This window comes from Pseudomonas sp. CFII64, from assembly GCF_000416235.1.
Taxonomy (GTDB): domain Bacteria; phylum Pseudomonadota; class Gammaproteobacteria; order Pseudomonadales; family Pseudomonadaceae; genus Aquipseudomonas.
The window spans coordinates 16,565-37,190 of the sequence record NZ_ATLO01000039.1 but is presented as its reverse complement, the minus strand read 5'-3'; the positions used below and the strand labels follow the sequence as shown (position 1 = coordinate 37,190).

Sequence of the window (20,626 nt, the reverse complement as noted above, 5' to 3'; positions counted from 1 at the left end):
GGCTCGTAGGACCGGCTTTAGCCGGGAGGTTGGCATTTCGGACGACATAGATGCGACGACCATGCGGGCCTGCTCCCGGCTAAAGCCGGTCCTACGGGTTGGTCCTACGGGTTGGTGAACATCAATCCGCTGTCCTCGGCAGGTACAGCGTCACCCGCAACCCGCCGCCGCGCAGGTTTTGCAGGCTGACTTCGCCGCCGTGACTGTGGGCGATGTTGCGGGCGATGCCCAGGCCCAGGCCGTAGCCTTGCTGCTGGCTGCCCGCGAGGCGGAAATGCGGTTCGAAGACTTGTTCGAGGCGTTGTTCAGGTACGCCGGGGCCTTCATCGTCGACGTGCAGCACAAATGCCGTGGCGTTGTCTTCGACCCGCAGATGCGCCTTGTGCCCGTACTTGATGGCATTATCGATCAGGTTGCCGATGCAGCGTTTGAGGGCCAGCGGTTTACCCGGATACGGCGCCTCGGCCTTGCCGTGCTGGGTCGCGCTGCCGTTGCCGTTGGGTGGCAGATAAGGCTCCACCAGACAATCGAGCACGTTGTTCAGATCCACCGGTTCGATGTTCTCGTGAATATCCGTGTCTTTCACGCATTGCAGAGCGCCTTTGACCAGCAACTCCAGCTCGTCCAGATCACGGCTGAATTTGCGCTGCTGGGTTTCATCTTCCAGCAACTCGACCCGCAGGCGCAGGCGCGTGATGGGCGTACGCAAATCGTGGGAAATGGCGCTGAACAACTGGCCGCGTTCGGTCAGGTAACGACTGATGCGCGTGCGCATGGCATTGAAAGCGCGGCTGACTTCCACCACTTCGCTGCCGCCGCCTTCCACCACCGACTCCACTTCCGCACCCAGCGACATGTCCCGCGCTGCGCGGGCCAGCCGTTTGAGCGGGCGACTTTGCCAATGCACCAACAAGCCAATGAACAACAACAGGAAACCACTGGTCAGGGCGATGAACCACACTTGCTGAAGGGGCAATTCCTGTTCTTCAAGGGTGGTGTAGGGCTCGGGCAGCAGCGAGGCGATGTACAGCCATTCGCCGTGCGCCAGCTCGATCTGGGTGACCAGGATCGGTGGATTGACCGGCTCCAGGCTCAGGGCGTAATGCGCCCAGGAGCGCGGCAGCTCATCGAGTTTCAGGCCGCTGTTGAAAATCCGCAGGTCTTCCGGGCGCACGAACCAGACAGAAATGTCCGGATCAGTCCCCAGATGCTGACGCAGCACTTCATCGACCACATCAAGCACAGCCTGCTTGCGTGGCGTCGCTTCGAGGGTTTGCATGTCCAGCGGACGATCATTGAGGGACACGACAAAGCGTGTGCCGCCCATGCTGCGCAACTGGTCCAGCACCAGCGGGCGATACGCCACCGGCAATGAGCGGAAATAACTGACGCTGGCCGCCATGGAATACGCCAGGCTGCGGGCGCTGGTGATCAACCCTTCCATTTGCGTCGCGCGCAGCTGCGACAGCCAGATGACGCTGGACAGCGCCTGAGCCAGCAATACCGCCAGCAAAGTCAGCAGCAACATGCGTCCCAGCAGCGAGCGCGGCATCGGGAACCGACGCTTCGGGGCGGCCTCGCTCAACACTCAGTAACCATTGCTGATTTGGGGTATGACATTGGCCGCCAGCAGATAACCACTGCCGCGCACTGTGCGGATCAAGCGCGGTGACTTGCCGGTATCGCGCAGGCGTTGACGCAGACGACTGACCGCCATGTCGACAATGCGCTCAAGGGGCATCAGCTCACGGCCACGGGTCGCGTTGCCGATCATGTCGCGATCCAGAATCTGCTGGGGATTGTCAAGGAACAGCTTGAGCAACGCGAAGTCGGCGCCGGACAGAATCACTTCCTCGCCATCGTTGTGAAACAGCCGATGACTGACCATGTCCAGCCGCCACTCATCAAACACCAGCACATCGCCGCCGACCCGCTCCTGACCAAATTGCGCCCGGCGCAACAGCGCCTTGATCCGCGCCAGCAGTTCACGGGGGCTGAATGGTTTGCCGAGATAATCGTCTGCACCCAACTCCAGACCGATCACCCGGTCGGTTTCGTCCGAGCTGGCAGTCAGCATGATGATCGGCACGTGGGGCTGGCGATTGTGCTGACGCACCCAGCGACACAGGCTGAAGCCGTCTTCGTCGGGAAGCATCACGTCGAGGATCAGCAGGTCACTGGGTTCATCGTTGAAGGCCTGACGGAAATCCGCACCATCCCCGACCGTCCGTACCTGAAAGCCCGAGCGGCTCAGGTAGGTTTGCAGCAATTCACGAATCTCCTGGTCATCATCAACCAGCAGGATCGATTTACTGACTGAGCTCACCTGGATCTTCCTTGTCGCAATGGATCGTTATTGTTTTGAGTAATCCTTAACGGTGTCGGCTCCTACTGCTCGACGCCATCGAGCACGTCACCAAACGCCTGCTGCAACGCGACACCCGCGCCCATCAGGCCCGGATACTCGGCCGTCACCAGCCACACCGGAACGCCTGCGAAATAATCGCTCATCACGCCCTTCTCGGCGAATGCGCGCTTGAAGCCGCTGATCATGAAAAAGTCGATAAAACGCGGCACCACGCCGCCGACGATGTATACACCGCCACGGCCGCCGACGGTCAAAACGTTGTTGCCGGCCACCCGGCCAAGAAACACGCAGAACTGGTCGAGCACCGCAGCCGCCACCGGATCCCCGGCCACCGCAGCCGAGGTAATCGCTGCCGGTGACTTGAGCGTCGGTTCGATATCGTCCAGGGCGCAGCTCACCTGATACAGCAACAACAAGCCAGCGCCGCTGAGGATGGTTTCGGCGCTGACGTGTTCGTGATCGGCCATCAACCGCATCCACAACAAGGCTTCGCGGGCATTACCGATGGGCAGATCCACATGGCCGCCTTCGCCGGGCAGCGCCATCCAGCGATTGACGCCGATGCCGAGCAGCGTGCCGACACCCAGACCGGTGCCCGGCCCGACCACGACACGTGGCCGATCCGGCTCGCTGATGCCATGGCAGACCGTCAGGTACTCGTCGTCTTTCAGGCAGGTCATGCCCAGGGCCATGGCCGTGAAATCGTTGACCAACAGCAGCTCATCGACTTTCAGGTCCGCGCAGAACGCCGACTTGCTCAGCCGCCAATGACTGTTGGTGAACTCGAACTCGTCGCCATCCACCGGCCCGGCAACGGCCAGGCAGACAAACCCGACATCGCCGCGCCGCAACTCCAGATCCTGAAGATAGACCTCGATGGCCTTCTCGGGACTGACGTAGTCGATGGTCGGGAATACCCGGATGGAATGCAGCTTTTCGTCTTCCCAAATGGCAAAACGTGCATTGGTACCGCCAATATCACCGACCAGGGCCAACTTCACTTAAGCGTCTCCAGACTAGAGGTAAAGGCGCTGGCGCCCTTCTCTGCCGAGCTGAAGGCCATGCGCATGAAATTGAACAGCTCGCGTCCAGTGCCGACACTGTTGTCGAGCTGGCCGACAGCGGGTTCTCTGGCCGCCAATTCTGCCGGTTCGACCAGAACTTGCAACGTCCCTTTTACGCCATCGACCCGCACGATGTCGCCATCGCGCAAAAGTGCCAAAGGGCCACCATCAAAGGCTTCCGGGCAGACGTGTATCGCCGCCGGGATCTTGCCCGATGCGCCGGACATCCGTCCATCCGTCACCAATGCGACTTTAAAACCCCGGTCCTGCAACACGCCGAGGAACGGCGTCATTTTGTGCAGTTCCGGCATGCCATTGGAGCGCGGGCCCTGGAAGCGCATCACGGCGACGAAATCACATTCCAGCTCGCCAGCCTTGAACGCATCGGCCAGATCCTGCTGGTCCTGGAAGACCTTGGCCGGCGCCTCGACGATCTGATGCTCAAGGGCCACGGCCGAGACTTTCATCACGCCACGGCCCAGGTTGCCTTCCATGACGCGCAAGCCGCCTTCGGGTGAAAACGGCCGCGCGACCGGGCGCAGAATATCTTCGTCCAGGCTTTCGATCGGGCCTTCGCGCCAGACCAGCTTGCCGTCTTCGAGGAAGGGTTCGCGGGTATAGCGACTCAGGCCGCGACCGACCACGGTGTTGACGTCTTCGTGCAGCAAACCGGCTTCCAGCAGCTCGCGGATCAGGAACGACATGCCGCCCGCTGCCTGGAAGTGATTGATGTCCGCCTTGCCGTTCGGGTAGACGTGAGTCAGGGTCGGCACCACTTCGGACAGATCGGCCATGTCCTGCCAGGTCAACTGAATGCCTGCCGCCTGGGCAATCGCCGGCATGTGCAACGTGTGGTTGGTGGAACCACCGGTGGCATGCAGCGCGACGATGGAATTGACCAGCGAACGCTCATCGACGATTTCGCCCAACGGCATGAAGTTGCCACTTTGCATGGTCATGCGCGTGATCTGGTGCGAAGCCTCCACCGTCAGCGCATCACGCAGCGGCGTGTACGGATTCACAAACGACGCGCCCGGCAAATGCAGGCCCATGACTTCCATCAGCAACTGGTTGGTGTTGGCCGTGCCGTAGAACGTGCAAGTGCCGGGACCGTGATAAGACTTCATCTCCGAATCCAGCAGTTCTTCGCGCGTGGCCTTGCCTTCCGCATAGCGCTGGCGCACGTCGGCTTTCTGCTTGTTGGATATCCCCGAGACCATCGGCCCGCCAGGAATGAACAGAATCGGCAAATGACCAAAACGCAGCGCGCCCATCATCAGGCCCGGCACAATCTTGTCGCAAATGCCCAGCATCAAGGCGGCGTCGAACATGTTGTGGGATAACGCAACGGCAGTGGACATGGCGATGACTTCACGGCTGGCGATGCCCAGCTCCATGCCCGGCTCGCCCTGAGTGACGCCGTCGCACATCGCCGGAACGCCACCGGCGAATTGGCCGACCGAACCAATGTCACGTAAAGCCTGTTTGATCTGATTCGGGAAGTGCTCGTACGGCTGATGCGCCGAGAGCATGTCGTTATAGGAAGAAACGATGGCCACGTTGGCGGCGTTCATCATGCGCAGGGTGTTTTTGTCTTCAGGACCGCAGGCCGCGACACCGTGGGCGAAGTTGGCGCACTGTAGCTTGCCACGCATCGGGCCATCGCTCGCAGCGCCGCGAATAAGTTGAAGATAGCGCTGCCGTGTGTCGTGACTACGGGCGATCAGCCGTTCGGTTACCTCAAGGACGCGGGGATGCATATGATGAACTCCAGGCTAACGTGTGTGGTCATCCGCTCGGACGGTTCCAGAAATCGAGGCGCGAGCCTTGTCTGTAAAAGCTTGATCTCGATCAACTGTATGGGTCTTACGGGCTTCTCGTTGTAGATAAAACAAAATATTGCCATTAAAAAGGCTTGTTTTCTATTTCTATGCGAATAATCTTGTAATTCCAACAACAAATTTACTGAGGACGGCTGTATGACTCTCCGTATTGCAATCAATGGTTTTGGCCGCATCGGCCGCAACGTCCTACGCGCACTCTATACCCAAGGCTATCGTCAGGACCTGCAAGTCGTCGCCATCAATGATTTGGGCGACAGCGAAATGAATGCGCACCTGCTGCGCTTCGACACGGTCCATGGGCCGTTCGGCGGCACCGTTGAATGCGACAGCGAAAGCCTGACGGTCAATGGTGACCGAATTGCAGTCAGCGCGATTCGCAACCCGGCCGAACTGCCGTGGAAAGCGCAGAACATCGACGTGGTGTTCGAATGCACCGGTTTGTTCACTGATCGCACCAAGGCCGCCGCGCACCTGACTGCCGGTGCGCGCAAAGTCATTATCTCGGCCCCCGCCAAAGGCGCGGACGCCACTATCGTGTATGGCGTCAACCACGACACCCTGCGTCAATCGCATCAAATCATTTCCAGCGCATCCTGCACCACCAACTGCCTGGCTCCGGTGGCGCAAGTCCTGCACCGTGAACTGGGTATCGAAAGTGGCCTGATGACCACCATCCACGCCTATACCAACGACCAGAACCTGATCGACGTCTACCACACCGACCCGTACCGCGCGCGCTCTGCCACCCAGTCGATGATCCCGAGCAAGACCGGCGCCGCCGAAGCGGTCGGCCTGGTGTTGCCGGAACTGGCAGGCAAGCTCACCGGCATGGCTGTGCGCGTGCCCGTGATCAACGTTTCGCTGGTCGACCTGACGTTACACCTGAATCGCGAAACCACGGCTGAAGAAGTCAACGCGATCATGAAAGAAGCCAGCCAGCACTCGAAAATCCTCGGCTACAACACCTTGCCGCTGGTTTCCCACGACTTCAATCACAACCCGCTGTCGTCGATTTTCGATGCCAACCACACCAAAGTCAGCGGCAAGCTGCTCAAGGTTCTGGCCTGGTACGACAACGAATGGGCATTCTCCAACCGCATGCTCGACAACTGCCTGGCGCTGCATAACGCGCAGTAATCCACTGCAGATCGTGTTCCAGCGGATACACAAACACTTGACCGAAGGTGTGGATGATAAGCATTATCATCCACTGCTTTTTCCGGTCGGGTAGTCCCGTGAGTCAGTCGCGCTTAAACGAAGTATTCCTCTCCCAACGTCCAGTCCTTTTGCGCACCTTGCAAAGGATGGTCAGCAACCGCAGTACCGCCGAAGACCTGCTGCAGGAGACCTACCTGCGCGTGACGCGGGCGTTGAGCAGTCGCGCCATCGATCACCTGGAACCTTTCGTCTATCAGACCGCGCGCAATCTGGCGCTGGATCATCTGCGCTCGCGCCGGGTTCTGGCCCGCACCGTCGCCGACAATACACCGCAGGCGGATATCGACAACGTTGTCGCCCAGGCCACGACTCTGGAAGATGCCACCCACGCCACGCGCATGCTCGAAGGCCTCAATGCGAGCCTGAGCAAACTGAGCCCGCGCCAACAGCAGATTTTCACCCTCAGCCGCCTCAACGGTTGCAGCTATCTGGAGATCGCCGAGCAGCTGGGCGTCTCCGCCAGCACGGTGCAAAAGGAACTGAAACTGATCATGGCGATTTGCGTCGCGGTGGCGGCTAGACTTGACCACGTTTAGGTGTTGCAGCAGGCTGCAAATCCGCAGCCGACCAACAAGAACTACCGGGAATCATCCGTGAAAGATCCTGACACCCTGCGCGCGCCTTCAGCCGCACAGGATGTACTCAACGACAGCGCGATGGATCAGGCCTTGAACTGGCTGATCGAGCTGGACAGCGACGACCCACAACAGCAGGCGCGTTTTCAGGCCTGGCTGGCGGCCGACCCTGCGCATCGCGACGCCTTTGATCGGGTGCACTCGGTCTGGCATTCCCAGCCGGTGGAGCACGCCGCCGCCGCCATGGAACCTGCCCGCCCGGCGGTCTGGCGGCGCCGCGCGCTGGCGTATTGGAAACCACTGGCCACAGCGGCGTTGCTACTGGTCGCGGTGTTTCATTTCAGCAATCTGGGTTTGCGCTTGCAGGCCGATCATCTGACCGTGGTCGGCGAGCGCCAGCGCTTGCAGCTCGAAGACGGCTCCCGAGTGCTGCTCAATACCAATTCGGCGTTCTCCAGCGACATCACCGACAAGACCCGCGTGGCGCACTTGCTCCAGGGTGAAGCGTTTTTTGAAGTGCCCGCCGCCAGTCAAAACCTGCCTCTGGAAGTACGGGCCGGAACGGTGAGCATGCGCACCAGCGGCAGCGCGTTCGCCGTGCGCTATCTGGATGGCGTGGCGCAGATCCACGTCGAACGCGGCGTCCTCGATGTGCGCACCCCGCAAAACACCGCGCAGACGGTCATCGCCGGGAACAGCATCAGCGTTAATTCGAACGGCACCAGCCATCGTCAGAAGATGGATCAGAACACCGACCTGGCGTGGGTTCAGGGCCGTCTGGTGTTCGATAACTGCCCGTTGAGCGAAGTGCTGGCCGAGTTGCGCCGCTACTACCCCGGCTGGATCGTCAACACCAACGACACGCTGGAACGCGTCGCCGTCACCGGCAATTATCGTCTCGACAACCCGCTTGAGGTGGTCCGTTCCCTCGCCCACATCACCTCCGCCAGCCTGCATGAGCTGCCGGCCCTGGTCATTCTGAACTGATCCGGATTAGCTCTTTAGCCAGCCAATCGCATTCGCGGAAAAGTTCCCTCCAGGTCTGCACAAATCAGGTAGGAGCGGACTTGTCCGGGAAGGCGTTGGCGCAGACACCGGATGGGTATCGGCAAAATGATGTCGGCCCATCCAGCGCCATCGGGGACAAGTCCCATCCTACCAAGAGGGGACTTGTCCCCGATGACGTCCGGATTATTTTTACGCGATAACCGCTCGTCGCTCGTCTAGTCATAGCCAATGCAATTGATTCGTATTAGCGAACCTTCTGCACACACTATTGCCAGCGAGCCAGGGAGCTTTATCGATGTCGTCCACGTTCACGCCCGCCACGGGTTTTGCCGCACCGGCCACTGCCGGACTGCAAACTTTCACGCTTTCGGTGTTGACCCTCGCTGTGCTCGCTGCAAGCCCGATGGCTTTCGCCGCGACCCCGAGCCAGACCAGCAGCGCCGCAACAGCCAGCCGCAGCAGCGGCACCTATGCCTTCGCCATCGAGCAACAACCCCTGGCTGCCGCGCTGAACGAATTCAGTCGCATTACCGGCTGGCAAGTCGGCCTGTCATCGGCGCTGGCCAACAACGTCACTTCACCCGGCGCGAACGGCAATCTGTCCGCCGGTAAAGCCCTGGAACGCTTGCTGGCGGGCACCAATCTGGGCTATCGCAACCTGGGCAACAACAACGTCGTGCTGGAAAAACGCACTGCTGGCGCCATCGCCCTGGAGCAGATCACGGTCAGCGCCACGCGCCAGGCTCAGGACGTCACGTCGGTGCCCAACAGCGTGACGGTTCAGGACCGCACGGATCTGGACCGCCACAACGTCAATAACATTCGCGATCTGGTGCGTTACGAACCGGGGGTTTCGGTGGGCGGCGCAGGTCAGCGCGCGGGCACCACCGGTTACAACATCCGAGGCATTGATGGCGACCGCATCCTGACCCAGGTCGATGGCGTCGAAGTCCCGGACAGTTTCTTTTCCGGCCCCTACGCCAACACCCATCGCAACTACGTCGACCCGGAAATCGTCAAGCGCGTGGAAATCCTGCGCGGCCCGGCGTCGGCGTTGTACGGCAGCAGCGCCATCGGCGGCGCGGTCAGCTATTACACGCTGGATGCCAGCGACATCATCAAGGACGGCAAGGACGTCGGCGCACGCCTCAAGACCGGCTACAGCTCTGCCGACGACAGCTGGCTGACCTCCGCCACCGTCGCCGGGCGCCAGGGCGACGTCGACGGCTTGCTGCACGTGAGCCAGCGCAATGGTCACGAGACCGAATCCTACGGCAGCACGGGCGGCACCGGGCTGCAACGCACCGAAGCCAATCCGGAAGACGCGCGGACCACCAACGTCCTGGCCAAGCTGGGCTGGAACTACAACGACGGCGCGCGCCTGGGCCTGACCTACGAAAAGTACAAGGATGACCGCGACACCAACCAGAAAAGCGCCGTGGGCGGGCCGTTCAACGCCGGCAGCGGTTTTGGCTTCTATCGGGCGCGGACCGGCAACGACACCATTACCCGCGAGCGCTTCGGCCTGGAGAACAGCTTCGCGCTGGACAGCCTGCTGGTCGATAACGTCAAGTTGAGCCTGAACTACCAGATCGCCAAGACCGATCAAAGCACCCTTGAGCGCTACGTGCCTGGCTCGCGGGATGTCTGGCGTTCCCGGGACACCTATTACAAAGAACGCCAGTGGATTCTCGACGCGCAACTGGACAAGGCATTCAGCATCGCCGACACCGAGCATGTGCTGACGTACGGCACCACCCTCAAGCAACAGAAAGTCACCGGTCAACGCAGCGGCAACGCGACCTGCGCAGCGGTCCTCGGTACTTGCCGGGTGATCGGCGCACGCAGCCCGACCGCATCGGACAGCCTCACGCCATCGAGTGACTTCCCGGACCCGACCATCAACACCTACAGCCTGTTCGCCCAGGATCAGATCCACTGGAAAGACTGGACCTTCCTGCCCGGCGTGCGTTACGACTACATCGACCTGAGCCCGCACATCACCCAGGAATTCCTCAATACGGTCAATCCAACCGGCGGCGGTCAGGTCAGTGACGAGAGCAAAACCTGGCATCGCCTGTCGCCCAAGTTCGGCGTGACCTACGCCCTCAGCGAGCAATACACCTGGTTCGGCCAATACGCCGAAGGGTTCCGCACACCAAGCGCCAAAGCCTTGTACGGACGCTTCGAAAACCTGCAAACCGGCTACATCGTCGAGCCCAACTCCAACCTCGAACCCGAGAAGAGCAAGAGCTACGAAACCGGCTTGCGCGGCCATTTCGATGCAGGATCGTTCGACGTCGCGGTGTTCTATAACAAGTACCGCGACTTCATCAACGAAGACGCGATCCAGCCGGCGACCGCCACCCAGGCGGTGTTCCAGTCCAACAACATCAAGCACGCCACCATCAAGGGCGTCGAGCTCAAGGGTCGCCTGAATCTGGATACCTTCGGTGCTGCAGACGGTCTGTACGCCTTGGGATCAGCGGCTTACCAACACGGCCGCAACGACGACACCGGAGAACCGATCAACAGCGTCAACCCGCTCAAGGGTGTATTGGGCCTGGGCTATGAGCAGGAAAACTATGGCGGCCTGCTCAGCTGGACCCTGGTCAAACGCAAGGATCGCGTGGACAACACCAACTTCCACGCCCCGGACGGGTCGTCCAGCCAGTTCAAGACACCCGGTTATGGCGTGCTCGACCTGGAAGGTTTCTACAAAGTCACCGACGACGTCACCCTCAATGCCGGCCTGTACAACCTGACCGACAAGAAATACTGGCAGTGGGACGACGTGCGCGGCTATGACGGTGTGGGCGAAGCAGGCGTTACCAGCCCGGCGTCACTGGATCGCCTGACCCAACCGGGACGCAATTTCGCCGTCAACGTGGTGTGGGATATCTGATTGTTGGCGAGGGGCCTTGGCAGGAGGGGACTTGTCCCCGATGGCGTCGGATTGGCCAGCATTGCGACTGACCCAATCCAGGGCCTGCGCCAACGCCTTCCCGGACAAGGTGGAGCGCCACCCCGGCCGTTCCTACCCGGTGGGACCGGACTCATGCGCAAGGGCCACGCTTTCTGCAAACGTCTGTTTTTACGTAAATCACGCCCCCCAATCGTCTTGTTAACAAGCCCTTCGTATTCACAAGGAAGACCCGATGCCTCCCGAACATCATTCCCCGGCTCTGCGTTCGCAACGTTTGAATCAGGTGACTCACGCGCCCCACGAGCAACTGGATAAAGCCGTCAAGGCCCATGCGCCGTTCGAAACCCTGGCCAGCTACGCGCGCTTCGTGGTTGCGCAGTATCTGTTTCAGGCGGAACTCAAGGCGCTGTACAGCGATCCTGAGCTGATCCGAATATTCCCCGACCTGGCGAGCCGCTGCCGCGCCGAGCAGGCGATGGCCGATCTCGGCGACCTGAACACCGACGTTCCCGCGCCGGTCAGCGGTGCGTTGCGCAATCCCGCCAAGGCCCAGGCGCTGGGCTGGCTGTTCGTCTCCGAAGGTTCGAAACTCGGCGCTGCGTTTCTGATCAAGCGCGCCGCTGCGTTGAACCTCAGCGACAGCTTCGGCGCCCGCCATCTCGGCGAGCCCACCGGTGGTCGCGCCGAAGGCTGGAAGACCTTCACACGCATCCTCGACAGCCAGACGCTCAGCGCAGAAGAGGAAGCGCAGGCCGAGCAAGGCGCCATCGAGGCGTTCGAGCGCTTCAACGTCCTGTTGCAACACGCCTACGCCACGGCCAAGCCAGAGGCAATGGCCGCCACCTGAAAACCGGCCCGGCCTGTTAAGCTGGTCGGGATTTCCATGACAGCCATGTCCCCATCGACCACTGACGAGACCATGACCAGTAAACCTCCAGGGTCCAGAATTTCCCGCTGTCTTTTTGGCCTGCTCGCTTACACCAGCCTGGGCATCGGCCTGATCGCGATTTTTGTTCCGGGCTTGCCCACCACCGAATTCATCCTGCTGGCTGCCTGGGCCGCGACCAAAAGCTCGCCGCGCCTGAGCGCCTGGCTGGAAAACCATCGTTTGTTCGGGCCGATCCTGAGTAATTGGCGCAATGGCAAGCTGGTCGCCCGGCAAGCCAAGATCAGCGCCACGGTCAGCATGCTGGTCTGCGCCATCCTCATGTTCAGCCTGATGCCCCACAGCTGGCCGCTGTATGCCGCCGTCGCGGGCATGAGCCTGGGCAATCTGTGGATCTGGTCGCGCCCGGAACCCTCGGCAACGCCTCAGTGATGGCGCAACAGTTTTGTCCCATGTCACGTCCGCGTCATTGAATATCGTTTATGGTTGGATCATTTCCTGCCGCTGAACGCTGGGTAGCCTGAACGGTCTACCCTTCTCTTTCATTTCGACTTTCCTGAGGCAATGACATGTTCGAGCCAGGCCATCTCCATATCTGCCGTACTGCGCTGCAAGCCTCGGATTTCAGCTACGACATCCATATTCGTTATGAAGTCCGCGAAGACCCTAAGGAAGGCACGTCCATGCACTTCGCCATGGAAGGCGATGTGGGCGGCAACACCTTTCAGGAAGAGTTTGAACTGCCGCGCGATCTGGCCTTCAACTTCGCCCATGACGCCAACGTCATAGCCAGGAAACACGGCCTGCCACATGCCGCAACCCTGCCCCTGGCGACGCACAAGGACTACGACCTGATGTTCGAGGACGTGCGCCATAAGCTGCACGCCGAATCGGGCGATCCGGTGAAGCAGGAACATTTGACGTAACAACATCTGGAATAGCCGTAGGACCGGCTTCAGCCGGGAGGGCATTCTCCCGGCTGAAGCCGGTCCTACGGAGTGACGTGGCTCGGCGCGCGCCATTTACTGGCATAATCGCCCCCCTCGCGGCCCAGAATCCATAGCCTGCCATGCGCATCCACGTCAGCTTCATCGACCGAGTCGGCATCACCCAGGAAGTCCTGGCCATTCTGGGTGGGCGCAATCTGAACCTCGATGCCGTGGAAATGGTGCCGCCCAACGTCTATATCGATGCGCCAACCCTGAGCCATGAGGTTCTGGAAGAACTCAAGGACCGCCTGTTCCGGGTGCGCGGCGTCGAAGCCATCACCGTGGTCGACATCCTCCCCGGCCAGCGCCGCCATCTGCAACTGGACGCCTTGCTCGCCGCCATGACCGATCCGGTCCTGGCCCTGGACAGCGCCGGCCATGTGCTGCTGGCCAACCCGGCATTGATTACCCTGATCGGCCGCGAACCCGCCGGTGAATCGGTGGCCGAGCTGTTCGCCGATCCCGGCCTGCAAAGCGCACTGCTGGAAAACGGTTTTCGCCTGCCGCTGCGTGAGGTCACCCTCAACGGCGAAGCCTTGCTGCTGGACGCCACGCCGATCACCGATGCCGGCGCGCTGCTGACCCTTTATCAACCGAGCAGGATCGGTGAGCGACTGTCCGCGCTGCACCATGATCACGCCGAGGGTTTCGATGCCTTGCTCGGCGAATCCCCGGCCATCCGCACCCTCAAGACCCGCGCACAACGGGTGGCGACCCTGGATGCGCCGCTGCTGATCCAGGGTGAAACCGGCACCGGCAAGGAGCTGGTCGCCCGCGCCTGCCACGCCACCAGCGCCCGGCACAGCGCGCCGTTCCTGGCCCTGAACTGCGCGGCACTCCCGGAAAACCTCGCCGAAAGCGAGCTGTTCGGCTACGCCCCCGGTGCCTTCACCGGCGCACAACGTGGCGGCAAGCCGGGGCTGATGGAGTTGGCCAACCACGGCACGGTGTTCCTCGATGAAATCGGTGAAATGTCGCTTTACCTGCAAGCCAAACTCCTGCGTTTTCTCAATGACGGCAGTTTTCGCCGGGTGGGCGGCGACCGGGAAGTGAAGGTCAACGTACGTATCCTCAGCGCCACCCATCGCAACCTGGAAAAAATGGTCAGCGAAGGCACGTTCCGCGAAGACCTGTTCTATCGCCTCAACGTACTCAATCTCGAAGTGCCACCGCTGCGTGACCGGGGCCAGGATATTCTGCTGCTGGCCAGATACTTCATGGAGCAGGCCTGCGCGCAGATCCAGCGTCCGGTGTGCCGCCTGGCGCCCGGCACCTATCCGGCGCTGCTCGGCAACCGCTGGCCGGGCAATGTGCGCCAATTGCAGAACGTGATTTTCCGCGCCGCCGCGATCAGCGAAAGCAATCTGGTGGACATCGGTGACCTGGACATCGCCGGCACTGCGGTCGCTGGCGTCAACGATGGTGAAGTCGGCAGCCTGGAACAGGCCGTCGAACAGTTCGAAAAATCGCTGCTGGAAAAGCTCTACAGCGAACACCCGTCTACGCGCCAGTTGGCAGCACGCTTGCAGACCTCACATACCGCGATCGCCCATCGGCTGCGCAAGTACGGGATTTCCGGAAAGGTTTAGCCATCAGGTGAGCCAACCCTGTGGGACCGGATTCATCCGGGAAGGCGTCGGTACAGGCACCTGACTTCTTTGGCGAATTCACCGACCCTTTCGGGAATAAATTCCCTCCTACACATTTATCCAACAACGGGCCACCAACCGTAGCGATTTCAATACATATGTAACGATATCGCTACGACCTCCGCATATCCATGCCCGCCCGGCCGTTGCGCGAACAACCGCGCCGCAGCGCTCTCCATCTGTAGCGATTTCGCTACACTCGAATTCCATCCGATCCGGCAGAAACCTGGGAAACCCCCTGTTTCCATTGCCCCAAACCACGTTGGCCGCAAACTTGCTAAGAACAATGCCATTACGCTCGCGCCTGGCACGAGCCTTTGTCCCCTTGAGGAGTTTTTATGAGCGAGTTGCGATTCACCGTTGACCACGAATGGCTGCGTGCCGAAGCCGATGGCAGTGTCACGGTTGGCATCACGCCTTATGCGCAAGAATCCCTGGGCGACGTGGTGTATGTGCAACTCCCGGAATTACAGGCTTATCGTCAACACGCCGAGGCTTCGGTCGTAGAATCGGTGAAGGCCGCCAGCAGCATCAACATGCCGCTTGATGGCGAAGTGGTCGAGGTCAACTCGGCGCTGGACAGCACCCCGGAACTGGTCAACGAAGACGCTTTGGGCGCAGGCTGGTTCTTCCGTTTTATCCCGCAAGACGCCAGCGCCATCGATGGCCTGCTGGATCAGGACGCCTACGACCGCCTGATCAAAGCCAACGCTGAAGCCTGAGGAGCACGACAGACATGACTGACCGTATCGAATTGAGCACCGCCAACGAATTCATCGCCCGTCACATCGGCCCCCGCGCCGCTGACGAACAGGCCATGCTCGCGACCCTGGGTTTCGACTCGCTGGAAGCCCTGAGCGCCAGCGTCATCCCGGAAAGCATCAAGGGCACCAGCGTGCTCGGCATGCAACCGGGCTTGAGCGAAGCCGATGCCCTGGCATCGATCAAAGCCATCGCCAGCAAGAACCAGCTGTTCAAGACCTACATCGGCCAGGGTTACTACAACACCCACACGCCCGCGCCGATCCTGCGCAACCTGCTGGAAAACCCGGCCTGGTACACGGCCTACACGCCGTATCAGCCGGAAATTTCCCAAGGCCGCCTGGAATCGCTGCTCAATTTCCAGACGCTGATCAGCGACCTCACCGGCCTGCCGATTGCCAATGCGTCGCTGCTCGATGAAGCCACCGCCGCCGCTGAAGCCATGACGTTCTGCAAGCGTCTGAGCAAGAACAAAAGCAGCCATCAGTTCTTCGCCTCCAGCCATTGCCATCCGCAAACCCTCGACGTGCTGCGCACCCGTGCCGAGCCGCTGGGCATCACGGTTGTGGTGGCGGACGAAGCCGAGCTGAGCGATGTCAGCGCGTTTTTCGGCGCCCTGCTGCAATACCCTGCCAGCAATGGCGACCTGTTCGATTACCGCGAACTGGTTGAACGCTTCCACGCGGCCAACGCCCTGGTCGCCGTGGCCGCTGACTTACTGGCCCTGACCTTGCTGACCCCGCCGGGTGAATTCGGCGCCGACGTCGCCATCGGCAGCGCCCAGCGTTTCGGCGTGCCATTGGGCTTCGGTGGCCCGCACGCCGCTTACTTCTCAACGCGCGATGCGTTCAAGCGCGACATGCCGGGCCGTCTGGTCGGCGTATCGGTGGATCGCCACGGCAAGCAAGCCTTGCGTCTGGCGATGCAGACCCGCGAGCAGCATATCCGTCGCGAGAAAGCCACGAGCAACATCTGCACCGCACAAGTTTTGCTGGCCAACATTGCCAGCATGTACGCCGTGTACCACGGTCCGCGCGGCCTGACGCAAATCGCCAATCGCGTGCATCAACTGACGGCGATCTTCGCCAAGGGCCTGACTGCGCTGGGCCTGAACGTCGAGCAGGAATTTTTCTTCGATAGCCTGACGCTGAACACCGGCGCTGATACCGCCGCGCTGCACGCCAAGGCGCGCGCCCGGCAGATCAACCTGCGGGAAATCGACGCCCAGCGCCTGGGCCTGTCGTTCGACGAAACCACCTCGCAAGCCGCCGTTGAAAGCCTGTGGGCAATCTTCGCGGGCGAAGGCCAGAGCCTGCCGGACTTCGCGGCGCTGGCTGCCAGCACCGAGTCCCGTCTGCCACAAGCCTTGCTGCGCCAATCGGCGATTCTCAGCCATCCGGTGTTCAACCGTTATCACTCCGAAACCGAGCTGATGCGCTACCTGCGCAAACTGGCCGACAAGGACCTGGCGCTGGATCGCACCATGATCCCGCTGGGTTCGTGCACCATGAAGCTCAACGCCGCCAGCGAAATGATCCCGGTAACCTGGGCCGAGTTCGGCAATCTGCACCCGTTCGCGCCTGCCGAGCAGAGCGCCGGTTATCAGCAATTGACCGACGAACTGGAAGCGATGCTCTGCGCCGCCACCGGCTACGACGCGATTTCCCTGCAACCCAACGCCGGTTCCCAGGGTGAATACGCCGGTTTGCTGGCAATCCGCGCCTATCACCAGAGCCGTGGCGATGAGCGCCGCGACATCTGCCTGATCCCGTCTTCCGCCCACGGCACCAACCCCGCTACCGCCAACATGGCCGGCATGCGCGTGGTCGTGACCGCCTGTGATGCACGGGGCAACGTCGATATCGAAGACCTGCGTGCCAAGGCCATCGAGCACCGCGATCATTTGGCGGCGCTGATGATCACTTACCCGTCAACCCACGGCGTGTTCGAAGAAGGCATCCGCGAAATCTGCGGCATCGTGCATGACAACGGCGGCCAGGTTTACATCGACGGCGCCAACATGAACGCCATGGTCGGCCTGTGCGCACCGGGCAAGTTCGGCGGCGACGTGTCCCACCTGAACCTGCACAAAACCTTCTGCATCCCCCACGGCGGTGGCGGCCCGGGCGTTGGCCCGATTGGCGTGAAGTCGCACCTGACGCCATTCCTGCCAGGCCACGGCACCATGGCGCGCAAGGAAGGCGCAGTGTGTGCGGCACCTTTCGGCAGCGCGAGCATTTTGCCGATCACCTGGATGTACATCAGCATGATGGGCGGCGAAGGCCTCAAGCGCGCGTCGCAATTGGCGATCCTCAATGCCAACTACATTTCCCGTCGCCTGGAAGAACACTATCCAGTGCTCTACACCGGCAGCAGCGGCCTGGTGGCCCACGAATGCATCCTGGATCTGCGTCCGCTCAAAGAAACCAGCGGCATCAGCGTCGATGACGTCGCCAAGCGCCTGATCGACTTCGGTTTCCACGCCCCGACCATGTCGTTCCCGGTGGCTGGCACCTTGATGATCGAGCCGACCGAAAGCGAATCCAGGGAAGAACTGGACCGCTTCTGCGACGCCATGATCAAGATCCGCGAAGAAATCCGTGCGGTGGAAAACGGCACTCTGGACAAGGAAGACAACCCGCTGAAAAACGCCCCGCACACCGCGGCGGAAATCGTTGGCGAGTGGACGCACCCGTACAGCCGTGAGCAGGCGGTGTATCCCGTTGAATCGCTGATCGATGGCAAATACTGGCCGCCGGTTGGCCGCGTCGACAACGTGTTCGGCGACCGCAACCTGATTTGCGCGTGCCCGTCCATCGAGAGCTATCAAGAGGCGTAATTTTCTGATCGGACCTGATCCGTAGGACCGGCTTCAGCCGGGAGAGCGTATCTCGCGGCTAAAGCCGCTCCTACGGATTCCCCGCGCCCTCGGCATCGCCCCCCTTCCAAGGAAATCGATCATGACCACCGAAGAACTGCTCACTACCCCGCTCCACGCCCTGCACCGCGAGCTCGGTGCCAAGATGGTGCCGTTTGCCGGCTACGACATGCCGGTGCAATACCCGGCGGGCGTGATGAAAGAACACCTGCACACCCGGGAAAAAGCCGGCCTGTTCGATGTGTCGCACATGGGCCAGATCCGCCTGACCGGCGCCGAAGCCGCCAAGGCGCTGGAAGCGCTGGTCCCGGTGGACATCATCGATCTGCCGGTGGGCATGCAGCGTTACGCGATGTTCACCAATGAAACCGGCGGCATTCTTGATGACCTGATGGTCGCCAACCTTGGCAATGATCAGCTGATGCTGGTGGTCAATGCCGCGTGCAAGAACGAAGACCTCGCCCACCTGCGCAAGCACCTGGCCGGCCACTGTGAAATCCAGCCGTTGTTCGACGAGCGCGCCTTGCTCGCTTTGCAGGGTCCACAAGCCGTGACGGTCCTGGCGCGCCTGGCGCCGCAAGTCGCAACGATGACCTTCATGCAATTCGCCAGCGTCACATTGCTGGGCGTCGAGTGCTACGTCAGCCGCTCCGGTTACACCGGTGAAGACGGTTACGAAATTTCGGTCCCGGCAGATCAGGCGGAGGCGCTCGCGCGTCGCTTGCTGGCTGAACCGGAAGTTGCCCCGATTGGCCTTGGCGCCAGGGATTCCCTGCGACTGGAAGCCGGTCTGTGCCTGTACGGCCACGACATGAACACCGACACCACGCCCATCGAAGCGGGACTGCTTTGGGCGATTTCCAAAGTGCGCCGCGCCGATGGCCCGCGTGCTGGCGGCTTCCCTGGCGCGGAACAGATTTTCGCCCAGCAACAATCGGCTCCGGCCCGCAAGCGCGTTGGCCTGCTGCCGCAAGAGCGCACCCCGGTCCGTGAAGGCACGGAAATCGTTGATGCCGACGGCAACGGCATCGGCACCGTTTGCAGCGGTGGGTTCGGGCCAAGCCTGGGCGGCCCATTGGCCATGGGTTATCTGGACAAGGATTTCACCGCACTGGAAACACCTGTCTGGGCAATCGTGCGCGGCAAGAAAGTACGCATGGTAGTGAGCAAAATGCCTTTCGTGGCGCAACGTTACTTCCGCGGCTAATTACCGCCGTCAAAAAAATGTGGTTGTATAACTATAGGCCGCTTAGTTATACAACTGCATTGCGTTGTTTAAGTCAGCACCGTTAGAGCACATCGCACGCACCCTAAAAGTGCGCATAAAAGTTAAAAACTATCGATCCTGCCTGTTTGGTTAATAATTTAAAACATGCCCTTTGAGCCCGCAAAACCGGGCTTTGGCGGGGGCTTGTTTTTGTTACAAGAGATAGCGTAGAGTTTCCTGACTGTGTTTGCATAGGTCGCTGGAATCGGGACCTGGGCAGTAGCTCTGAGTTTTGCTACATCCCGCTCTGCGTTTCTTACTTCCTGCAACCAGCCGAGTTCTTTCATACGAAAGAAGCTGTCATTTAAATTCAAGCTCCAGGGAAATAAGAAAATGGGCGATCGTCAGAGCGGTACCGTCAAGTGGTTTAACGACGAGAAAGGTTTTGGTTTTATCACTCCAGAAAGCGGGCCGGATCTGTTTGTGCACTTCCGCGCTATTCAGGGCAATGGCTTCAAAAGCCTTAAAGAAGGTCAGAAGGTGACTTTCATTGCAGTGCAGGGCCAGAAAGGCATGCAGGCGGATGAAGTTCAAGCGGAAGCTTAAATTTCTTCGTTAAAAAAGCCCCTGATGCTGACATCAGGGGCTTTTTTATGGGCGTAATTCCGTAAAATGTCGGTCCTCCCTATGCCCGAGAGCTTTGCCATGTCCAAACATCTGCTGCGACCGCAAGGTGAATTTCCGGCTGCGGGCCTTGGCCGGCGGCTTGCAGCGATCTGCTACGACGCCCTGCTGTGCTTCGCGCTACTGATGATGACCGCATTTATCTACAAGCTGGTGCTGATGGCTTTCGTTGGCGAAGCCAGATTGCGCGCATTGTCCGAATCAGGTTCCCTGGATGGGGATCCTTTGCTGTCGACTATTCTGTTCTTCGTCCTGTTCGGCTTCTTTGCCAAGTTCTGGACCCATTCCGGGCAGACCCTGGGCATGCAGGTCTGGGGCATCCGCGTGCAGAACGCTGATGGCACCGGGATCAGCCTGTGGCAGGCCTTGCTGCGCTTCGTGGTGTCCATCGCGTCGTGGCTGTGCGTCGGGCTGGGCTTCATCTGGTCGCTGTTCGACAAGCAAAAGCGTAGCTGGCATGACATGTATTCGAACAGCCAGCTGGTGCGGATTCCAAAGCAGAAGTGAAGGCTGCGCAGAAACAAAAAAGCCGACTCGAAGTCGGCTTTTTTGATCGCAATGTTCTGGA

16 protein-coding genes and 1 pseudogene are annotated in these 20,626 nt (G+C 60.6%); 13 read left to right on the top strand and 4 right to left on the bottom strand.

Translation table 11 applies throughout. The annotated features are described in order from the left end of the window. Nucleotides 1-121: 121 nt before the first annotated feature. The 4 genes from CFII64_RS17340 to edd all read right to left on the bottom strand — a co-directional run bounded on the left by CFII64_RS17340 (nt 122) and on the right by edd (nt 5,192). The gene (locus tag CFII64_RS17340; RefSeq protein ID WP_044901476.1) at nt 122-1,528 is read right to left on the bottom strand and encodes a HAMP domain-containing sensor histidine kinase; all 1,407 of its coding nucleotides are present in this window, start codon (nt 1,526-1,528) and stop codon (nt 122-124) included. Nucleotides 1,529-1,588: 60 nt separating this feature from the next. Then, nucleotides 1,589-2,326: a response regulator gene (locus tag CFII64_RS17335; protein ID WP_020292115.1), complete on the bottom strand. Its 738-nt coding sequence runs from the start codon at nt 2,324-2,326 to the stop codon at nt 1,589-1,591. Between the two features lie 62 nt (nt 2,327-2,388). Further along, nucleotides 2,389-3,369, bottom strand: a complete 981-nt coding sequence (locus tag CFII64_RS17330; protein WP_020292114.1) for a glucokinase — start codon at nt 3,367-3,369, stop codon at nt 2,389-2,391. Continuing rightward, entirely contained in the window at nt 3,366-5,192 is a 1,827-nt protein-coding gene (edd, locus tag CFII64_RS17325) for a phosphogluconate dehydratase (protein WP_020292113.1), read from the bottom strand. The genes CFII64_RS17330 and edd overlap by 4 nt, the downstream gene beginning before the upstream one ends. A 219-nt stretch (nt 5,193-5,411) precedes the next feature. Between edd and gap the strand changes: the two genes are divergently transcribed. The 13 genes and pseudogenes from gap to CFII64_RS17260 all read left to right on the top strand — a co-directional run bounded on the left by gap (nt 5,412) and on the right by CFII64_RS17260 (nt 20,565). Further along, entirely contained in the window at nt 5,412-6,413 is a 1,002-nt protein-coding gene (gene gap / locus CFII64_RS17320) for a type I glyceraldehyde-3-phosphate dehydrogenase (RefSeq protein ID WP_020292111.1), read from the top strand. A 98-nt stretch (nt 6,414-6,511) separates the two neighbouring features. Further along, nucleotides 6,512-7,030 (top strand): RNA polymerase sigma factor, encoded by a 519-nt coding sequence (locus CFII64_RS17315; protein ID WP_020292110.1) that lies wholly within the window; start codon nt 6,512-6,514, stop codon nt 7,028-7,030. A 57-nt stretch (nt 7,031-7,087) separates the two neighbouring features. Next, entirely contained in the window at nt 7,088-8,056 is a 969-nt protein-coding gene (locus tag CFII64_RS17310) for a FecR domain-containing protein (RefSeq protein WP_044901475.1), read from the top strand. A gap of 316 nt (nt 8,057-8,372) precedes the next feature. Beyond that, complete coding sequence (locus tag CFII64_RS17305) at nt 8,373-10,982, top strand: TonB-dependent receptor (protein WP_020292108.1); 2,610 nt, start codon at nt 8,373-8,375, stop codon at nt 10,980-10,982. A 253-nt stretch (nt 10,983-11,235) separates the two neighbouring features. Then, nucleotides 11,236-11,850: a biliverdin-producing heme oxygenase gene (locus CFII64_RS17300; RefSeq protein ID WP_020292107.1), complete on the top strand. Its 615-nt coding sequence runs from the start codon at nt 11,236-11,238 to the stop codon at nt 11,848-11,850. 13 nt (nt 11,851-11,863) lie between these two features. Then, a pseudogene (locus CFII64_RS17295) lies at nt 11,864-12,321 on the top strand (YbaN family protein). Between the two features lie 137 nt (nt 12,322-12,458). Further along, nucleotides 12,459-12,815, top strand: coding sequence for a DUF5064 family protein (locus CFII64_RS17290; protein WP_020292105.1), 357 nt, complete (start codon nt 12,459-12,461; stop codon nt 12,813-12,815). 143 nt (nt 12,816-12,958) lie between these two features. Beyond that, nucleotides 12,959-14,467, top strand: coding sequence for a sigma-54-dependent transcriptional regulator (locus CFII64_RS17285; RefSeq protein WP_020292104.1), 1,509 nt, complete (start codon nt 12,959-12,961; stop codon nt 14,465-14,467). Nucleotides 14,468-14,865: 398 nt separating this feature from the next. Next, nucleotides 14,866-15,249 carry a glycine cleavage system protein GcvH gene (gene gcvH / locus CFII64_RS17280; RefSeq protein ID WP_020292103.1) on the top strand — a complete coding sequence of 128 codons (384 nt, stop codon included), beginning with the start codon at nt 14,866-14,868 and terminating at the stop codon, nt 15,247-15,249. Nucleotides 15,250-15,263: 14 nt separating this feature from the next. Then, nucleotides 15,264-18,128 carry an aminomethyl-transferring glycine dehydrogenase gene (gcvP, locus tag CFII64_RS17275; RefSeq protein WP_020292102.1) on the top strand — a complete coding sequence of 955 codons (2,865 nt, stop codon included), beginning with the start codon at nt 15,264-15,266 and terminating at the stop codon, nt 18,126-18,128. A 121-nt stretch (nt 18,129-18,249) separates the two neighbouring features. Then, nucleotides 18,250-19,374 carry a glycine cleavage system aminomethyltransferase GcvT gene (gcvT, locus tag CFII64_RS17270; protein ID WP_020292101.1) on the top strand — a complete coding sequence of 375 codons (1,125 nt, stop codon included), beginning with the start codon at nt 18,250-18,252 and terminating at the stop codon, nt 19,372-19,374. Nucleotides 19,375-19,767: 393 nt separating this feature from the next. After that, the gene (locus CFII64_RS17265; protein WP_020292100.1) at nt 19,768-19,980 is read left to right on the top strand and encodes a cold-shock protein; all 213 of its coding nucleotides are present in this window, start codon (nt 19,768-19,770) and stop codon (nt 19,978-19,980) included. 99 nt (nt 19,981-20,079) lie between these two features. After that, nucleotides 20,080-20,565, top strand: a complete 486-nt coding sequence (locus tag CFII64_RS17260) for an RDD family protein (RefSeq protein WP_020292098.1) — start codon at nt 20,080-20,082, stop codon at nt 20,563-20,565. Nucleotides 20,566-20,626 lie beyond the last annotated feature (61 nt).

What these genes read in the sequence shown, in the direction of transcription:
- CFII64_RS17265 (WP_020292100.1), top strand. Translation starts at nt 19,768, where the DNA reads ATGGGCGATCGTCAGAGCGGTACCGTCAAGTGGTTTAACGACGAGAAA.
- CFII64_RS17260 (WP_020292098.1), top strand. Translation starts at nt 20,080, where the DNA reads ATGTCCAAACATCTGCTGCGACCGCAAGGTGAATTTCCGGCTGCGGGC.
- CFII64_RS17305 (WP_020292108.1), top strand. Translation starts at nt 8,373, where the DNA reads ATGTCGTCCACGTTCACGCCCGCCACGGGTTTTGCCGCACCGGCCACT.
- CFII64_RS17300 (WP_020292107.1), top strand. Translation starts at nt 11,236, where the DNA reads ATGCCTCCCGAACATCATTCCCCGGCTCTGCGTTCGCAACGTTTGAAT.
- gap (WP_020292111.1), top strand. Translation starts at nt 5,412, where the DNA reads ATGACTCTCCGTATTGCAATCAATGGTTTTGGCCGCATCGGCCGCAAC.
- CFII64_RS17285 (WP_020292104.1), top strand. Translation starts at nt 12,959, where the DNA reads ATGCGCATCCACGTCAGCTTCATCGACCGAGTCGGCATCACCCAGGAA.
- CFII64_RS17340 (WP_044901476.1), bottom strand. Translation starts at nt 1,528, where the DNA reads ATGTTGCTGCTGACTTTGCTGGCGGTATTGCTGGCTCAGGCGCTGTCC.
- CFII64_RS17290 (WP_020292105.1), top strand. Translation starts at nt 12,459, where the DNA reads ATGTTCGAGCCAGGCCATCTCCATATCTGCCGTACTGCGCTGCAAGCC.
- edd (WP_020292113.1), bottom strand. Translation starts at nt 5,192, where the DNA reads ATGCATCCCCGCGTCCTTGAGGTAACCGAACGGCTGATCGCCCGTAGT.
- gcvT (WP_020292101.1), top strand. Translation starts at nt 18,250, where the DNA reads ATGACCACCGAAGAACTGCTCACTACCCCGCTCCACGCCCTGCACCGC.
- gcvP (WP_020292102.1), top strand. Translation starts at nt 15,264, where the DNA reads ATGACTGACCGTATCGAATTGAGCACCGCCAACGAATTCATCGCCCGT.
- gcvH (WP_020292103.1), top strand. Translation starts at nt 14,866, where the DNA reads ATGAGCGAGTTGCGATTCACCGTTGACCACGAATGGCTGCGTGCCGAA.